At 45.4% G+C, this 16,232-nt stretch carries 15 protein-coding genes and 1 riboswitch; of the genes, 9 read left to right on the top strand and 6 right to left on the bottom strand.

Going from position 1 to position 16,232, the window contains the following annotated elements; genetic code table 11:
• Positions 1-39 precede the first annotated feature (39 nt).
• Entirely contained in the window at positions 40-903 is an 864-nt protein-coding gene (locus tag CGZ90_RS06200; protein WP_094251439.1) for an arginase family protein, read from the top strand.
• Here the strand turns inward: CGZ90_RS06200 and CGZ90_RS06195 are convergent.
• The 5 genes from CGZ90_RS06195 to CGZ90_RS06175 are packed head-to-tail and all read right to left on the bottom strand — an operon-like array spanning position 900 to position 4,456.
• The gene (locus CGZ90_RS06195) at positions 900-1,673 is read right to left on the bottom strand and encodes a TatD family hydrolase (protein WP_094251438.1); all 774 of its coding nucleotides are present in this window, start codon (positions 1,671-1,673) and stop codon (positions 900-902) included. The two genes, CGZ90_RS06200 and CGZ90_RS06195, sit on opposite strands and share 4 nt — an antisense overlap.
• Entirely contained in the window at positions 1,670-2,416 is a 747-nt protein-coding gene (locus CGZ90_RS06190) for an ABC transporter ATP-binding protein (protein WP_094251437.1), read from the bottom strand. The genes CGZ90_RS06195 and CGZ90_RS06190 overlap by 4 nt, the downstream gene beginning before the upstream one ends.
• Positions 2,416-3,165 carry an ABC transporter permease gene (locus CGZ90_RS06185; RefSeq protein WP_094251436.1) on the bottom strand — a complete coding sequence of 250 codons (750 nt, stop codon included), beginning with the start codon at positions 3,163-3,165 and terminating at the stop codon, positions 2,416-2,418. Before CGZ90_RS06185 ends, CGZ90_RS06190 begins: the two co-directional genes overlap by 1 nt.
• On the bottom strand, positions 3,162-3,452 hold the full coding sequence (locus tag CGZ90_RS06180; protein ID WP_094251435.1) for an MTH1187 family thiamine-binding protein: 291 nt from the start codon (positions 3,450-3,452) through the stop codon (positions 3,162-3,164). Before CGZ90_RS06180 ends, CGZ90_RS06185 begins: the two co-directional genes overlap by 4 nt.
• Positions 3,453-3,466: 14 nt before the next feature.
• Complete coding sequence (locus CGZ90_RS06175; RefSeq protein ID WP_094251434.1) at positions 3,467-4,456, bottom strand: ABC transporter substrate-binding protein; 990 nt, start codon at positions 4,454-4,456, stop codon at positions 3,467-3,469.
• 91 nt (positions 4,457-4,547) lie between these two features.
• Positions 4,548-4,657: riboswitch (TPP riboswitch) on the bottom strand.
• Between the two features lie 276 nt (positions 4,658-4,933).
• Here CGZ90_RS06175 and CGZ90_RS06170 point away from each other — a divergent pair.
• The 7 genes from CGZ90_RS06170 (at position 4,934) to helD (ending at position 14,322) form a co-directional block, all read left to right on the top strand.
• A complete protein-coding gene (locus tag CGZ90_RS06170; RefSeq protein ID WP_094251433.1) occupies positions 4,934-5,620 on the top strand; it encodes a DNA alkylation repair protein in 687 nt (228 codons plus the stop codon).
• A 239-nt stretch (positions 5,621-5,859) separates the two neighbouring features.
• Positions 5,860-8,304, top strand: a complete 2,445-nt coding sequence (locus tag CGZ90_RS06165) for a DUF6359 domain-containing protein (RefSeq protein ID WP_094251432.1) — start codon at positions 5,860-5,862, stop codon at positions 8,302-8,304.
• Positions 8,305-8,523: 219 nt separating this feature from the next.
• Positions 8,524-9,387, top strand: coding sequence for a hypothetical protein (locus CGZ90_RS06160; protein ID WP_094251431.1), 864 nt, complete (start codon positions 8,524-8,526; stop codon positions 9,385-9,387).
• Positions 9,388-9,460: 73 nt separating this feature from the next.
• Positions 9,461-10,144, top strand: a complete 684-nt coding sequence (locus CGZ90_RS06155) for a response regulator transcription factor (RefSeq protein ID WP_094251430.1) — start codon at positions 9,461-9,463, stop codon at positions 10,142-10,144.
• On the top strand, positions 10,134-11,555 hold the full coding sequence (locus CGZ90_RS06150; RefSeq protein ID WP_094251429.1) for a HAMP domain-containing sensor histidine kinase: 1,422 nt from the start codon (positions 10,134-10,136) through the stop codon (positions 11,553-11,555). The genes CGZ90_RS06155 and CGZ90_RS06150 overlap by 11 nt, the downstream gene beginning before the upstream one ends.
• Positions 11,556-11,630: 75 nt before the next feature.
• The gene (locus CGZ90_RS20665; protein WP_165766783.1) at positions 11,631-11,780 is read left to right on the top strand and encodes a hypothetical protein; all 150 of its coding nucleotides are present in this window, start codon (positions 11,631-11,633) and stop codon (positions 11,778-11,780) included.
• A 193-nt stretch (positions 11,781-11,973) separates the two neighbouring features.
• Positions 11,974-14,322 carry an RNA polymerase recycling motor HelD gene (helD, locus tag CGZ90_RS06145; protein ID WP_094251428.1) on the top strand — a complete coding sequence of 783 codons (2,349 nt, stop codon included), beginning with the start codon at positions 11,974-11,976 and terminating at the stop codon, positions 14,320-14,322.
• Between the two features lie 37 nt (positions 14,323-14,359).
• On the opposite strand, the gene CGZ90_RS06140 is transcribed toward helD, so the two are convergent.
• A complete protein-coding gene (locus CGZ90_RS06140) occupies positions 14,360-14,857 on the bottom strand; it encodes a cupin domain-containing protein (protein WP_094251427.1) in 498 nt (165 codons plus the stop codon).
• A gap of 471 nt (positions 14,858-15,328) precedes the next feature.
• Here CGZ90_RS06140 and CGZ90_RS06135 point away from each other — a divergent pair, with 471 nt between their 5' ends.
• Positions 15,329-16,174 carry an STAS domain-containing protein gene (locus CGZ90_RS06135; RefSeq protein ID WP_094251426.1) on the top strand — a complete coding sequence of 282 codons (846 nt, stop codon included), beginning with the start codon at positions 15,329-15,331 and terminating at the stop codon, positions 16,172-16,174.
• Positions 16,175-16,232: the final 58 nt, after the last annotated feature.

Raw genomic sequence — 16,232 nt, 5'->3', positions numbered from 1 at the left:
TGCGGCCGCATATTTTTAATCAAAGGATGTGGATAGCTCTTGAAGTTTATTCGTATGTTTGGAGTTCCGAGCAGCAGCGGGTCGCTGTATTCGGGCACAGATCTAGCGCCTGACGCTTTTCGAAAAGCCGGTCTGCGCGAGGCGCTTGCACGTAGCGGTTTTGCCGTAGAGGATAGAGGCGATATTCTGGTTCCGGCTTTACTGCCTAAGCATAACTGTGCTCCAATACGTAACTGGCCGGCTCCGCGTATGGTGTGGGAAGCGATCATTCAGGAGAAAAGCATGTGGGCAAATCCTGAAGATCTGACACTAATGATTGGAGGTGACTGCAGCATAATTATCGGAACAGCGGGTAAATTTTATCAGCGTTATAAGCAGGACACACACCTCCTAGTTATCGATGCGCATATTGATGAAGTGAAGCCGAAGCCAGATGTCTGTGTAGGAGCAGCGGCAATGGGACTTTGGGTGCTGACTAATGATAATGTTTTTTGGAATGAAAAAGTAAATATTCCATTACCGCAGATTACGGTGATGGGCTGCAGCGATCATAACAGCAATTCCTTTTCGATTATTTCATTGAAAGAAATAAAAGAGAAGGGAGCGAGTGCGGCAGCTCAGCGTTATTTGACTGACTTGCCGCAAAACGCTGCTGTGCTTCTTCACTTTGACGTGGATGTGATTGACCGGCTTGAAATGAACGCGGCCTATGCGCCTGCTGCAGCCGGCTTGACACTTCAGGAAACAAAAGAACTTCTGCAGCCGTTATTGGCTGACAGCAGAATCCGTTTCGTAGAGGTTACTGAGTTTTCAGGCTTGCGTGATCCAGACGGAGAAGAGGCTGCAAAAATCGTAAAACTATTAAAAGAATCGTTTTCTGCACGAATCGTCCAGCACGTTTAAAATCCATAAAATCGTACGGTGTTTTGATAAATTGTTTTATAAACAAGTTCAAGTTCAAGCTGTTGGATCTTTGCTATCTTTGCGATTGACTGATGAATCATGAGAGGGTGAGTCAGCTGTCCAGCAAAAGGACCTTGAAACGGCCAGGGTCCGTCGGTTTCTGTCATCAGCTGGTCAATTGGATAATCTTTAGTTAATTCTTGAATCTCACTCTCATACAGAACATCGGGTGTGACGGAAACGTAGTAGCCGTTGCGTGCCATCCGTTCTGTCGTGAGCGAATCGCCTTTAAACCAGTGAAAATGGGCACGACCGGCATTATGCTTTTCCAGTAAAGCGCATACGATTTGGGCATCATCATATACAGCATGCAGCACGATTGGCTTATTCCACTTAACAGCTAGTTTAATATATTCCTCTAAAAGCTCCACATAGCGGTCCCGGCATAAACCGGGATTTTGCTGTCTCATATAATAGGGAAGCCCGACCTCGCCGATTGCTGTCATATCGGTGCGGTGCTTGCTCATCCAATCCAGCAGATCCGCCATTTCTGAGTCAGAAGGGAGTGGCTGTTCTGGATGATAGCCGAATGCACACTTAATGAATGGTGAATAAGCTCGGGCTAGTTCCAGGTTTCTTTTATTGGAAGCAAGATTAAATGAAACAGAGAGCAACCCTTTTAGAGTACTTAAATCATGATTGAACAGTCGCGTTAGCTCATTATCGCTGTAATGATCCAAATGAATGTGTGCGTCGATAATGTGATTCATGACATCGACGCTCCTTGTTTCAGAGTATAATAGACTTCTTTCTTAACTTCTAAAAATTCTGGCGTTAGCAGTATTTCCTCGCTCCGCGGCCGCGGAAACGGAACTTCAAACTCTCGTAAAACACGTGCAGGCTTTTGCGACAGCACAACAATTCGGTCTGATAGAAATAGAGCCTCATCAATATTATGAGTAACAAATAAAATCGTCTTTTGATGCTCCTGCCAGATAGAGAGGAGCCATTTCTGCATCTCCAGCCGAGTCAGTTCATCAAGAGCTGAAAACGGTTCGTCGAGACAGATGACAGATTGCGGGCTGAGCAAGGCTCGAATGAATGCGGCCCGCTGCTTCATACCGCCGGAGAGTTCATGCGGATAGGCGTTTTCATAGCCGGCGAGTCCGGCTTTTTGGAGCATCTGGCGGGCAGCTGCAGTGTCCTTTACACCTGTTAGTTCCTGCCCGAGTATCACGTTTTGCAGCACTGTCCGCCATGGCAGGAGAGATGCTGACTGGGGCATATAGCTGATATGCCCTCGTTCACCTGTTATCTTGTTCTGATCAAGCAAAATGCTGCCTTTTTCAGGCTGCAGTAACCCGCCTATCAGGTGAAACAGCGTGCTCTTTCCACTGCCGGAAGGACCGAGTATGGTGACGAACTCTCCTTGATTGACGTGAAGATTAACAGAGTCAAGAATCTGTTTTTCTCCGAATGATAGGGAGACATTTTGAAGTTCGAGCTGTGCCATCATCTCAGCTCCTTTCTTTGATATCGGACGAAATAACGCTCCAGCAGAACGATGACGAAAAAGAACAGAAGGCTAAGAAGCATGATCGCAAAGATAGCAACAAAAACGCGGTCGGTCCGGAATGATGAGGAAGCGAGCGTCATGTACACACCGATCCCTTGCTTCGATCCGAGCCATTCGGAGATGACAGCACCCATCACGCTGTAAGTGGCGGCAATCTTCAAACCGGAAAAAATAGAAGGCAGGGAATGAGGGACTTCAAGCTTCCAGAACAGCTGCTTTTTCGAAGCGCCAGACATGGTGAAATAATGAACAAGATCCCGATCGGTCTGTTTGAATCCATCAAGAGCTGCAATCGTTACAGGAAAAAAACAGACGAGTGTGATGACAATGACCTTAGGCAGCAGCCCGAAACCAAACCAGATGACGAGCAGCGGTGCGAGTACGATGACGGGCACGTTCTGCGATAAGATGATGAATGGGTATAATGGATGCCTTAAGCCAGGTACTCGGTGAAGCAAGACTGCGGCAAGCAATCCTGCTGCAGCACCTGTCAGAAATCCGCCTAATGAAAGAGAAGCGGTAGACAGGAGATGAAGGTAGAACCTTGTCCAATCTTCAATACCAGCTTGGAATATTTTCAGCGGGGAAGGGAGGAGCCATGCGGGCACCTCCATCCAGCGCCCAGCCGCCTCCCATCCGATTAGAATGAAAAGGAGGAGCCAAATTGCGCTCCACCTTTTTTTCATCGGTATTTCTCCGTCAACTGACTCATCGTGATGCCTTCTGGCTGGTACAGCACTTTAATCTGCGAAATCACATTAGGGCTGCCGATCTCAATCATGCGCTCGTTCATCTTCTGGATGACAGCGAACAGCTCTTTGAGTTCGCCCTCCATCGTCGTTTCAAGCGGATGCACCTCATATTTCACGCCGCTTTCATCAATAATTTTGATAGCCTCGTCTACATACGGAATTACGCTTTCTCCGTCTTTTGTTTTCGGAATGATTTGAATGTTTACTAATGAATTGCTCATTTTAATGGGCCTCCTTATTTCGGCAAGAATTCGTTCGTGTACGCTTTTTTCGCATCTAGCTTTTTCTCTAACAGCTTATGGTCATACATCCAGTCACCGTAGTTCTGCCAAACAGACAGCTTCTGCTCGCCCCAGCGGTCTGCATCGTCCTGATATTTTGGCGACAGCCACTGCTGGCTCTTTTTCACAAGCTCAGGATCAAGGTCCGGCACTTCTTTTATTAAAATATCAGCTGCCTCATCTGGCTTGTCGATCGCAAACTCATAGCCTTTAGATGAAGCTTTTAGGAATGCCTTAACAGTTTCCGGATCTTTCGCGATCATTTTTTCGTTTGTCGCGAGCACAGGTGTATAGTAATCTAGCTTCTTGCTGTAATCCGTAAGATACTGCATGTTCAGCTTCTCTCCGCGAATCTCGGCTTCAATTCCTGTCCAGCCGTAAAAGATCCACGCAAAGTCGATATCACGCTTTACCGCTGTGAAAAAATCGGTGTCGCCCATGTTCACGATGTTCAGCTTCTCAACATCAGCGTTTTCTTTTTCCATTAGAGAAGAGATAATCTGTTTTTCAATCGGGGAGCCCCAGCCGCCGTATGTTTTCTTTTCATAGTCCTTCGGTGAAGTGATGTTCTTGTCTGCAGGTGATGCGAATCCTGACGTGTTATGCTGGATGACCGCTGCGATCGACACGATCGGAACATCTTGGATTCGAGCCTGCGTGATACCCTCCTGATAGCTCACACCGAAATCCGCTTTCCCGGAAGCGACAAGCTGATCCGCTCCTGCATCACCAGGCATGATGATATCCACGTCGAGCCCTTCTTCTTTAAAGAAGCCTTTTTCCTTTGCTACATAAAGTCCGGTGTGATTCGTGTTCGGCGTCCAGTCAAGGACGACCGTTACCTTTTTTAGTTTATCTGTTGTTCCTGTTTTTTCCCCGTCAGACGAGGTGCCGCAGCCGGCAAGTAATACGATGGCGCTTAACGCAGCAAGCCATTTCTTCATGTTGTTTCCCCCTTATTTTTTCGCAAGACAACAAAAAAGCACCCGAGGATGATACCTCGGGTGCATACGTGGTTTTTTACGTTTGAGTGATAGTGCGTTCGCGTATGTTCCCTCCGCTGGTATCAACCAGATCAGGTTCAAAGGGTCAACGCCTAACGGACGAAATCTCAACCGGCAACACCGGTCCCCCCACATGTCTTGCTATTCAATTGTTACGGCTAAATTATAGCATAGCTTTTCGTAGTATACTAGCCGTTGTCTATTCGGGGAAATAGTTGGGGTACGGTACCCAAATAGCACTGGTCAGCTTTTTACGGGTCTAAATGTAAATTTACAGATCTAAGTGAAGGTTTTGCGGGTCCAAACAAAAATTTACGGGTCGAACTGGAGATTTTGCGGGTCCAGCCTCAAAAAAAGTGAAAAGGCATTCAACTGTTTTTAGAGAATAATAGAAATGAAAAGGAGCTGAAGAGCAGGATGCTAGAATATACGGTAAAGCTGCGTGATACGTTCGCGCTGCATAAAAATGAAGAAATTGCTGGTCCGATGGAAGCTTACATGCGTGATCAGTTCGCATTTTTGGGGATAAAGTCGCCAGTCAGGAAGGACATTTTTAAGCAGTTTATTAAAGCGAACGGGTATCCGGCAAAGGCAGAGCTTCATACTGTTGTGAGGGAGCTTTGGGAAATGCCGGAGCGGGAGATGCAGTATTCGGCCCTCGGACTTGTAGACGGCTGGCTGAAGAAGCTGGAAGAGAGCGATCATGAATTGCTGGAGTACATGGTAGTCAACAAATCATGGTGGGACACGATTGATCATATCGCTTCAAATCATGCAGGCAAGCTCTTCAGACTGTATCCTCATCTAATCGAAACAGTGGGGAAACGATGGAGAGAATCAGAGAATTTTTGGCTGCGCCGCATTATGATACTGTTCCAGCTGAAAGATAAGGGCAATACGAACAAAGAGCTGCTTTATGAGATTATTGAGGAGAACCTGGGATCAAATGAGTTCTTCATCAACAAGGCGATTGGCTGGGCACTGCGCGAATATGCGAAGACGAATCCCGAGTGGGTAGTGGAGACAGCTGACAAGCTCGATCTCGCTCCACTTTCGAGGCGGGAAGCGCTGAAGAATATTAAAGATAATTCTATGAAAGTATAAAGGATAATAGCCTGGTCATGAGCCAGGCTTTTTTATTTGTACAAGATTAGGACATAACCGGGAACTGTGTTGTCAATTATAGTTAATTCAAAAACGTTAGGAAATTCATACTACTATTGTAAAAAATGTGTAAGTCTTTGGAACCGTTTTAACAAAAGCCGAACAATATAGCAGGAATTTTTGTGTTATATTCTAGTTAAATTTACTTGTTTTACATTAAAAGTATAGGAGTGGTAAATATGGCGGTAAACAGTTTTCGTCATTTTTCTAAACTGGCTCTCATCTTGACGCTGGTTGTCAGTATGTTTGCACCGTTTTCGCAGCAGAAAGCGAGTGCAGCAGATGTGCTGACGGTAGCGGAGGCAATGGGGAAGCAAGATAAAAGTAAGGCAACAGTGGAAGGCTATATAGTAGCCTTTACTAAAGGAACGAAATCCTATCAATTTACAGGACCGTTCACTTCGAACCAAAACACGAACATTGCTATTGCGGATTCTCTTGATGAAACGGATCCGGCCAAAATTTTACCTGTACAGCTTCCGAGCGGAGATGTTAGGAACGCGGTAAACCTATATTCCCACCCTGAAAATTTGCACAAAAAAATTCAGATTACCGGAACATTAGAAACATACTTTTCTTCACCAGGATTAAAGAATGCCTCAGCTTTTCAATTTGTATCCGACGGCCCATCTGAACCACAAGCCGAAGAAGTAACAGCTTCAACGGAAGGCGTCGTTTCTAAAGGAACTTCTGTAACGCTTGAAACAAAAACTGAAGGCGCTTCCATCTACTATACGATTGACGGAACGGTGCCGACGAAAGACAGTACGCTTTATACAGCTCCTATCACAATAAATGAAGATACAACCATCAAAGCTATCGCAGTAAAAGAAGGCTTGAAAGACAGTGCGGTAAAGGAGTTCAAATACCAAGTTGCGATTTCCGGCCTTCGCATCCATGACATTCAAGGTGCGAGCCACTCTTCTCCGGTAGCGAACAAACCAGTTGAAGGAGTAGAAGGAATCGTCACACATGTTGTGGACGGGAGCAATTTCTACATGCAAGACCTTAAGCCAGATGAAAATGAAAATACATCAGAAGGTGTTCTTGTTTACAAAAAAAATGGGCACGGAGTAAACAAGGGTGATGTTGTAACCGTTAACGGACTTGTGAAGGAATGGGTGCTTGAAGGTTACAGCGATAAATTAAAAACAGATCTTGCGATGACAGAGATCAATGCAGACAATGGTGCAATCGTTTTGAAAGAAACGGGCAAGAAACTTCCGGCGGCTACGATCATTGGACAATTTGGCCGTATGCAGCCGACAAAGATTATTGATAATGACAACTTTGGACTGTTTGATCCACGTGAAGATGGTATTGATTTTTACGAAAGCATGGAAGGCATGATGGTTCGGGTGTACAACCCTTCTGTTATTGCACCGCAAAAATATGGTGAGCTTGTTGTCGTCCCAGGTTATTCTAATAAAGAAAAAAACAAAGCAGGGGGATTGAACATCACAGCTGATGATTATAACCCTGAGCGTTTATTCCTTGATATTAATGATGAGTCGTTTGTTGCTAAAACAGGTGATTTCTTCTTAGGATCGGTAACAGGAGTTATGAGTTATGGCTTCGGGAACTTTAAGGTGCTTACTAACCGTGATGAGCTGCCAAGATTTTTCGAGGGCCGCACAGAACGCGAGTCTACTCATTTCCATGAAAAACATAAAGAACTGACAATCGCGAGCTTTAACGTAGAAAACTTCTCTACAGATGAAAAAGAAACGACAGATGAAAAAGTCAGCCGTATAGCAGGTTCTATCGTAGAAAACCTAAATTCTCCTGATATTGTTGGTCTTGTTGAAATGCAAGATGGAAACGGACCAAAAAATGACGGAACGACAGATGCAAAGGAAAGTGCAGAACGCTTGATCGCTGAAATTACAGCACAAGGCGGACCAGAATACGTATACACTGATATCGCGCCAGTGAATAATGAGGACGGCGGACAGCCAGGCGGAAACATCCGCGTCGGCTTTATCTACAACCCAGAGCGCGTTAAACTTGCAGAAGGTGCAAAAGGGTCTGCAACTGAGGCTGTAGCGTTTAAAGAAGGAAAGCTCACAGCGAACCCAGGCCGCATCGATCCAACAAACCCAGCATTTGAAGACAGCCGTAAGCCACTTGCTGCACAGTTCGAGTTCAACGGCGAAAGTGTAGTAGTCGTAGCGAACCACTTTAACTCAAAAGGCGGAGATCAGCCGCTGTTCGGAAAAAATCAGCCGCCATTCCTTGGCAGTGAAAAACAGCGCCATGAGATTGCAGGCATCGTAAACAATTTTGTAAAAGAAGTAAAAGCTGATGATCCAAATGCAAAAGTCGTACTTCTTGGAGACTTCAACGATTTTGAGTTCACGAAAACATTTGATATTTTAAAAGGCAGTGAACTAACGAACATGATTGAAGAAGTGCCGTTCAAAGAGCGTTTCACGTATTCGTACCAAGGAAACGCACAGGTGCTTGACCACATTCTTGTTTCAAACAATATGGCGAAAAAGACGAAGGTCGATATCGTCCACATCAACTCACAGTTCATGGAAGAACACGGCCGTGCGAGTGACCACGATCCGGTCATCGTTCAGATTAAACTCGATAAAGTAAAAGACGTAAAAGTGAAGTAATAAGAAGCCGCCGCTCGCACATGCCGAGCGGCGGCTTTACTTGTGTATGGGGTACGGTACCATTCATCTTCATCATTGCAGCAGCAACGTTTGTCAATGAATGGTACCGTACCCCCGAATTTTTTTTTTCCTGACATCGGCTTGACATATTTGTTGGATAAATTAAGGGTGCAGGACAAACTAGTGCCTGTTAATACTCTTATCAGGAGGAAGAAAAACATGTTTAAAACTAAGAAATCTATGTATGTTGCAGCAGGAATTCTTTCACTTGGGTTGATCGGGGCCGTGCCGGCTCTTGCAGCGACGAACGATGCAGCGCCTAAGCAAGAGGCGAAAGAGATCAAAGGCCATTTTAAAAAGAAGCATCACCGCGGCGGTCATGGATTTGGAATGAAGATGGATCGGGCTATCATTGAAGCTAAAGCGAAAGAGCTTGGCATTAAAACGTCAGGTAAAGATACGGCTGAGCTTGCACAGGAAATCTGGGAGACAGAGCTGAAAAAGCTCGCGAAAGAAAATAACATCACAATTGACGGAAAAAGCTTCCGAGAAGTGAGCAGGGAGATTGCTGAAGCAGAGCTTAAGAAGGAAGCGAAAAAACTTGGTGTGAGCACCGCGAACAAAGACGTGCGCCAGTTGGCTGAAGATGTGATGACAGCAAAGATTAAAAAAGAGGCAAAAGATCTGAACATCAGCACGGACGGCAAAGACATCCGAGAAGTAGCCCAACAAGTCCGGAAAGCGAAAATCACGAAAAAAGCAAAGGAACTTGGAATCGCAACAGCGAATAAGGATACACATGAACTTGCAAAAGAAGTGAGAGAAAAGCAGATTTTAAAGGCAGCAGACAAACTAGGCGTCTCTACTAAAAACAAAACACTTGAAGAAATCGTTCGTGAGCTTGTGACGAAGCATCCGGATGAACTGAAGAAGCTTAATCTTTTTCAAGGTAAAAAGGATGGGTTCTTTTTCAAGATGAAAGGTTTCCATAAGCATGGGGCACCGGGGATGGCGCCAGGCGGTGAAGAAGGACCTGATGCTCCAATGAGCAGCGAAATGGCTCCGGCAGATACGGGTCTTTAAAAACATATATGTAACTAACCCCGGTGGATATCGGGGTTTTATCATTTACAATAGAAACAAAGAGGTGAGCCGGATGAAGACAATACTCGTGGCAGAGGACGAAGCTTCAATCAGCGCGGTGCTGAAAGCGTATTTGACGAACGCAGGCTACAAAGTGGTTCAGGCATTTGACGGTGACAGCGCGGTCAAACAGTTTCAGCAGTCAGAGCCTGCATTAGCTATACTCGACGTGATGATGCCAAGCCTTGACGGATGGCAGGTGCTCAAGAGAATCCGTGAAAATAGCACTTGTCCTGTGATTATGCTCACTGCCCTCAGCGACGTATCTTCACGGCTCGCCGGATTAAATGGAGGAGCGGACGATTACATCGCTAAACCATTTATCGGTGAAGAGGTCATAGCACGTGTTCATGCGGTGTTAAGAAGAACGAGTCAGCACCAGAACAGCGATGAAGATCAAAAGTCATTTGGCAGACTGCGCATAGACTGGCGGTCACATGCCGTTTATCTAAACGGCATTGCGGTTGAATTGACGCCCCGCGATCTATCGCTGCTGCTGTATCTCGCAAGACACCCAAACAGGACGTTCACACGAGACATTTTAATCGAACAAGTATGGGGTCTCGATTATTTTGGGAGCGACAGGGCGGTCGATCTTTCCATTAAACGCATCCGAAAATCGCTCGAAAACTGGCCGGAAGAAGAAGGCGAGATCAAAACATTGCGGGGAGTGGGGTATCGGTTCAGTGTCAGCTAAACAAAATCAGAAACGAATTTCTCTGTTACGCTTCTGGACAACCCGATACTTTGCCACGCTTTGCATAGGTCTCATCGTTATTGGCACCATCGCTGCATTATGGATAAGGCATGCTGCATTGCAGAACAGGCTCGAACTGTTTGAGTTTATGGCTGAGGAAGCAGCGGCTGCAGTAGCCAGCCATCAGGAAGGCAGGTTTCAGCGTGGCGGAGGGCTTCCGGGATTAATTAAAGAACGTGAACGCTTCTTGGGAGAATTCGAAAAACCACCGACCATATTTGTCCTCGATCTTGAGGGAGGCGTGCTTTTTTCCAATCTCCCTAGACGTGAGTTCAAGAATGGACAGACATTCCCTGCTAAACTTTTAAAGAAGAAAAAGACAGTGCAGCAGGTGAAGGCAGCTGGAACGAATCTGTATGTTGTAAAAAAACCGATCACTTCATCTGACGGTTCAAAGATTGGTTATGTTGCTATCACACAGACAAAAGAAGAACTGACTAAGGTGAATCAGGAGTACCGTCTGCTTGCGGTTATGCTTCTTTCACTCGCTGTTCTCGGCTGGCTTGCGATCTATTATTTTTCAAGAAAAGTGTCTCGTCCATTGCAGCAAGTCGCTGAGGCGGCAGCACGAGTCCGCGACGGGAATTATAGCTTTACATTGCCTGATGATGTGCAGGAAAAAGAAGTGTATGAACTAGTTCATGCGTTTCAAGATATGGCGGAAAGACTTCAGCTGTTAGAATCAATGCGTGCTGAGCTGCTGGCCGGTGTTACACACGAGCTGAAGACACCTGTAACTGCGGTGAGCGGACTGATGCAAGCGATAAGAGACGGTGTCGTTAAAGGGAAGGACGCCGATGATTTTATTGCGGCTTCGCTTACAGAGACGGATAAAATGCAAAAGATGGTTGAGGACTTGCTTGATTTCAATTCTTTTACGGCAAATGCCGTACCTGTCAAGCTAGAGCAGCATAATGTATTACACCTTCTGCAGGAGATTATCCATCAATGGGAGCTTGTTAACAGCATAAGTGTCCAATTGAAAGCGGAGATAAATGAGGGCTTGCTCATCAGCACCGACTCGCTTAGGCTGCAGCAGATCATCGTCAACCTGCTAAATAACGCCAAACATGCCTGTGATGAGAGCGGAGAGATCGAGGTTAGAATACATGACGGAAGCGGCAAGGTAATAATCGATGTCACGGATCATGGAAGCGGGATTCCAGATGAAGAACAGGATATGATTTTTGAACGTTTTTACCGTGGAAAAGTGAAGAAATACAAGGTGCGCGGGCTGGGGCTCGGTCTTCCTTTCAGCAAGCTTTTAGCTGAGGCGCTTGATGGAGAGCTGATGCTGGAAAGAAGCGAGCCGGGACACACGAATTTCCGGGTCCTTTTACCCAAATATTAAATATTTTAGAATAATAAGTTTCGTCAAAGGATGACCTGGGTATTATCACTATAAAACTGGTAAGGAGGGATGGTCATGCATACTAGCATTCATAATGAGCCTCTTACAAAAAAACCAGTAACACTGTTGCCGATCCATACTGCAGCAATTATCGCAAAACCGTCTGTTATTAAGGAAGAGGCGAAACAACCGGAATACAAAACAACATTTCTTAATCCGAATTAACTCGGCGCATGCCGAGTTTTTCATCGTGAAAAAGGAATGAAGACTTACATAGCCAAATAGTTTAAAGGAGAATCTATAGAGATGGCTCCTTTTTTTGTTGCCTGTGAAAGAGCTTTACATTTTGTGTTTATATGAAAATCGTTTACAATGATTCTTCACTAATTGTACGTAAAGATGGCGAAGGAGAGATGTCATGGGTACGTGGGAACAGGAATGGATCGATGAACAAAGAAGGGTCGATCAGCTTTCACGCAAAATAGACAGAAAGATGAAGGCGATTAATAAAGTGCTTGGCGGCAAAAAAGGCGAGGTCGTCGAGATTCGGAAAAACTTCTGGGAAGATGTGACCGTCAACTTCGAGGACGCAGCTGAGGCGGCTGAAACGGCGGCAAGCATCCGGCAGCAGGCAGAGCTTTTATCTGAGATCGAGCGAAGCCACCAGGGTGCCGCTCAACAGATGAAAACATATGTAAAACTGAAAAATTCTCCTTACTTTGGGAGGATTGATTTTAAAGAAGAAACAGAATCAGACGCAGATAAAATCTATCTCGGCATTTCTTCTTTTTATGATGAAGAGACGAACGATTTCCTTATATATGACTGGCGCGCTCCAATCTCGAGTTTATATTATGATCATGGATTAGGTACTGCATCGTATACAGCCCCTGGCGGTGAAGTTTCGGGTGAGATGGAGCTGAAAAGACAATACATCATCCGCGGCGGTAAGATTAAGAGTATGTTTGACACAGGCGTCACAATAGGCGATGAGCTGCTGCAAGAGGTGCTCGGCAACGAGGCGAACGCTCAAATGAAGAGCATCGTCGCCACGATCCAAAAGGAGCAGAATGAGATTATCCGCAGTACAAGGGGTGATCTGCTCGTCGTTCAGGGTGCGGCAGGCTGCGGCAAGACATCTGCGGCATTGCAGCGTGTGGCGTATTTGCTGTACAAATACCGTGAAACGCTGAACGCCAGTGAGATCCTGCTTTTCTCGCCGAACGCCATGTTTAACACATATGTCGCGAACGTACTTCCTGAACTTGGTGAAGAAAACATGGAGCAGACGACGTTTCAAGCGTATATCGAGCATCACCTCGGCCAGGATTTTGCGATCGAAACACCGCTTGAGCAGATGGAGCATATGCTCTCCTCACAGCATGAGGATGGCTACGAAAAAGAACTAGCCGGGGTACGGTACAAAGCGTCGCTCACTTTCCTTGAAGGAATCGAACGCTATCTCGGCAATTTGAAGGAAAGCGGCATGGTGTTCCGCGGAGTTCATTTCCGCGGAAAGCCTATCTTGTCTGCAAAGCAAATCACTGAGTACTTTTACTCGTTTGAAGACAGCATCTCGATTCCAAACCGGCTGAAGACTGTTTCAGAATGGATTCTGAAGAACGTCAGGGAATTTGAAAAGAAGGAACGCAATGCGGATTGGGTGAAAGAACAGCTGCATTATCTGGACGAGAGTGTCTATACGAAGCTATACAATCGTCTGCGCAAGAAGAAGCAGTATTCAAATGATACATTCAACGACTTGAAGCGGGAAGAAGAAGAGCTTTCCGCCGTAATTGTGCATAAGGCAATCAAGCCATTACGGAACAAAATTCAAAAGCTGCAGTTTGTAAATGTAAAGGCGATTTACAGTAATCTTATCCGCAACGAACATGACTGTCTGAAGGAGCTTCCGCAAGATTGGGAGTCGATCGCCAATCAGACGAAAATTGATCTTTCAGAAAGCAGACTATCGAATTCGGACGCAACACCGTATTTGTTTTTAAAAGAAAGAATTGAAGGGTTTCAGACGAACACGATGGTGAAGCATGTGTTTATTGACGAAGCGCAGGATTATTCGCCGTTTCAATTTGCATTCATTAAACGGATCTTCCCGCGGGCAAAATGGACGGTTCTCGGTGATTTAAACCAGTCCATTTATGTACACTCACCGGAAAATGCGTTCGACCATCTTCGCACGCTGTTCAGTTCTGACCGGACAGAGAAAGTGCATCTATCCCGCAGCTACCGGTCGACGCGGCAAATCGTTGAGTTCACCAAACAGCTGTTAAAGAATGGCGGCAGCATCGTTCCATTCAACCGCGACGGCCAGCTGCCGGGTGTGCGTAAGCTTTCAAGCCGTTATCAGCTTCATGAAGAGATTTTGGATAAAGTGGCTGCCTATGAACGCGAGGGGCACCAGAACATTGCCGTCATCTGCAAAACAGTCAAAGAAAGTCAGGATGTTTATTCCGTACTGAAGGGAAGAATGAAAGTCAAGCTTATGGCAGAAGAAACGGTTGCGTACGAGAAAGGCGTGGTCGTTATCCCATCATACCTCGCTAAAGGAATTGAGTTCGATGCAGTGATCATTTACGATGCATCGAATGAAATCTATAGCAAAGAATCTGACCGAAAGTTGTTTTATACCGTTTGTACCCGGGCGATGCATGAGCTGCAGATCTTTTATGTCGGAGAGCCATGTGATTTTCTGACAAACGTCTCAGCCGGCTCGTTTCAGAATGAAAAAGCGCCGGCACCACAATAAATGCGAAAACTCCGAAGCCATAGAGCTTCGGAGTTTTTTATCTTGTGTTCCAATATTCATGAACCGGCCCATTTTTCCCGAGAACCGGATCGTTTTCAGGTATTCCGGTATGTTTGATGTTCTCCATCACTTGCGGCCGTTCAAGGGTTTGTCCTGTTTTCGTGTCATAATCAGCACCGTCCGGATAGGCGCCGGTCACCTTGAAATCAGGGCTAGCCGATATCCGTTTATGCCCAGTGCCTGCTGGCAGCAGCACAACATCACCAGCCTCGACTGCAACCTCCTCGCCGTTCTCGCCGCCAAGCTTCAGAACAGCCGTGCCTGAAACGACACCCAGCACCTCATGCGTGTTGCTGTGATAATGGTGGTAATTAAACACACCGTTCGTCCAGCTGTTCAGCCATCCGTTTTCATTAAACACCATTTCTGTCTCGCTTTCTCTGCCAGCTAGCGCACCTTTATACAAAATTACAGGGTAAAAAGGGTTGTTTGGAATGTAGCCGTCGTCTTCAAATGTTCGGGTAATTATATCCATGGATCAAACTCCTTTTTAGAAGGTATTACATTAATTTTCCCATGATGATGCGGACTGAAACCGACAAAATTCTCTCTAACTGTAGAAATAAGGCGAACGAAATGTTGGTTTATTATGTTTTTAAAGTGAATTCAGGTGGTAAAGTAAAAGTACCTAAATTTAACCAAACGCTCTTGACCCAATAAAACCTTTAGAAAAGGAGGAAGCCTGCATGGTTTATAAAGCTAAAGACTGGCTGCGTCTGACTCACAAAGAAAGGTATTTACTGTTGGTTGCGATTTCCAAACTACAAAAAGAACAGCGGGCACAAGTATAAATGATTACCCATGACAGACCTTCCTATCATCTTAGGAAGGTCTTTCTGTGCAAAGTACAGGTTTTACTTAAAAACTTGTACTGCCTAATATCGGTGCGTATAATGAGGGTGTACTATGTTAGTTCAATAGATGTATAAGAAAAGAAGGGGACATCATGAATTTATTTAACACTCAGCTCATTGAATACTTAGAGCAAAACGCCTGTGATATAACTGAAAAATGGTTACAGACTCGAGCGCCAATTGGTAAATCCGTTTATGCTGTTAAAGACGATAAAATAGATGCACTTCTAAGGGAACAAAACCGATTCACAATTAAAACCATCATTAGCAGTCTTTGTGATGATCAGACCGCATATAAGGAAAATAGTGAAGAGTGGGCCAAAACCGTGGCTAAAAGCAGGGCTGAATCAGAGACACCGATCTATGAAGTGCTCGATGTAGTTTCAAAGTTCAAACAAATTTTCATACAGTACATGGAATCTTTTTTCGACAATCATACAGATGCTTCGCAAAAACAGATGATGCCTTCCATGGTCACAGTTGGCAAAGCATTCGATGATTTATATGTTAAATTTACGGAGCATTATTATCATTATACAACTGCGAAACTTGAAGCCCAGCAGGAGCTTATCCGTGAATTGAGTGCGCCGATCATCCCGATCACTGATTCGATCGGTGTACTGCCGCTCGTCGGAGACATCGATACGAAAAGGGCCAAGACAATTGTGGAAGTTATACCTGTTCAATGCATGCAGCAGAAGATTACGCACCTTTCCATCGACTTATCCGGCGTGCCGGTAGTGGACACGATGGTCGCAAACCAGCTGTTTCAGCTAATACAGACACTGCAGCTGCTCGGTGTGACCTCCATGATTTCCGGAATTAATCCTGCATTCGCCATCTCTTCGGTTCAGCTCGGAATCGATTTTGAGAACGTCGAAACACATGCCACACTAAAAAAAGCCCTTGAGAAGATGGGGCTGAATACAAACATATGAGATGAAACCTCCTGAATGCAGGAGGTCTTTTCTTTTTTCAAGCGGATAGGATTACATC

Origin of the sequence: Fictibacillus aquaticus (assembly GCF_002245695.1) — a bacterium.
GTDB classification, from domain to species: Bacteria; Bacillota; Bacilli; order Bacillales; family Fictibacillaceae; genus Fictibacillus; species Fictibacillus aquaticus.
The sequence above is the reverse complement of the archived record's forward strand: the minus strand, read 5'-3'. Positions and strand labels throughout refer to the sequence as shown.

What these genes read in the sequence shown, in the direction of transcription:
- CGZ90_RS06155 (WP_094251430.1), top strand. Translation starts at nt 9,461, where the DNA reads ATGAAGACAATACTCGTGGCAGAGGACGAAGCTTCAATCAGCGCGGTG.
- CGZ90_RS06195 (WP_094251438.1), bottom strand. Translation starts at nt 1,673, where the DNA reads ATGAATCACATTATCGACGCACACATTCATTTGGATCATTACAGCGAT.
- helD (WP_094251428.1), top strand. Translation starts at nt 11,974, where the DNA reads ATGGGTACGTGGGAACAGGAATGGATCGATGAACAAAGAAGGGTCGAT.
- CGZ90_RS06140 (WP_094251427.1), bottom strand. Translation starts at nt 14,857, where the DNA reads ATGGATATAATTACCCGAACATTTGAAGACGACGGCTACATTCCAAAC.
- CGZ90_RS06190 (WP_094251437.1), bottom strand. Translation starts at nt 2,416, where the DNA reads ATGGCACAGCTCGAACTTCAAAATGTCTCCCTATCATTCGGAGAAAAA.
- CGZ90_RS06175 (WP_094251434.1), bottom strand. Translation starts at nt 4,456, where the DNA reads ATGAAGAAATGGCTTGCTGCGTTAAGCGCCATCGTATTACTTGCCGGC.
- CGZ90_RS06165 (WP_094251432.1), top strand. Translation starts at nt 5,860, where the DNA reads ATGGCGGTAAACAGTTTTCGTCATTTTTCTAAACTGGCTCTCATCTTG.
- CGZ90_RS06180 (WP_094251435.1), bottom strand. Translation starts at nt 3,452, where the DNA reads ATGAGCAATTCATTAGTAAACATTCAAATCATTCCGAAAACAAAAGAC.
- CGZ90_RS06185 (WP_094251436.1), bottom strand. Translation starts at nt 3,165, where the DNA reads ATGAAAAAAAGGTGGAGCGCAATTTGGCTCCTCCTTTTCATTCTAATC.
- CGZ90_RS06135 (WP_094251426.1), top strand. Translation starts at nt 15,329, where the DNA reads ATGAATTTATTTAACACTCAGCTCATTGAATACTTAGAGCAAAACGCC.
- CGZ90_RS06170 (WP_094251433.1), top strand. Translation starts at nt 4,934, where the DNA reads ATGCTAGAATATACGGTAAAGCTGCGTGATACGTTCGCGCTGCATAAA.
- CGZ90_RS06160 (WP_094251431.1), top strand. Translation starts at nt 8,524, where the DNA reads ATGTTTAAAACTAAGAAATCTATGTATGTTGCAGCAGGAATTCTTTCA.
- CGZ90_RS20665 (WP_165766783.1), top strand. Translation starts at nt 11,631, where the DNA reads ATGCATACTAGCATTCATAATGAGCCTCTTACAAAAAAACCAGTAACA.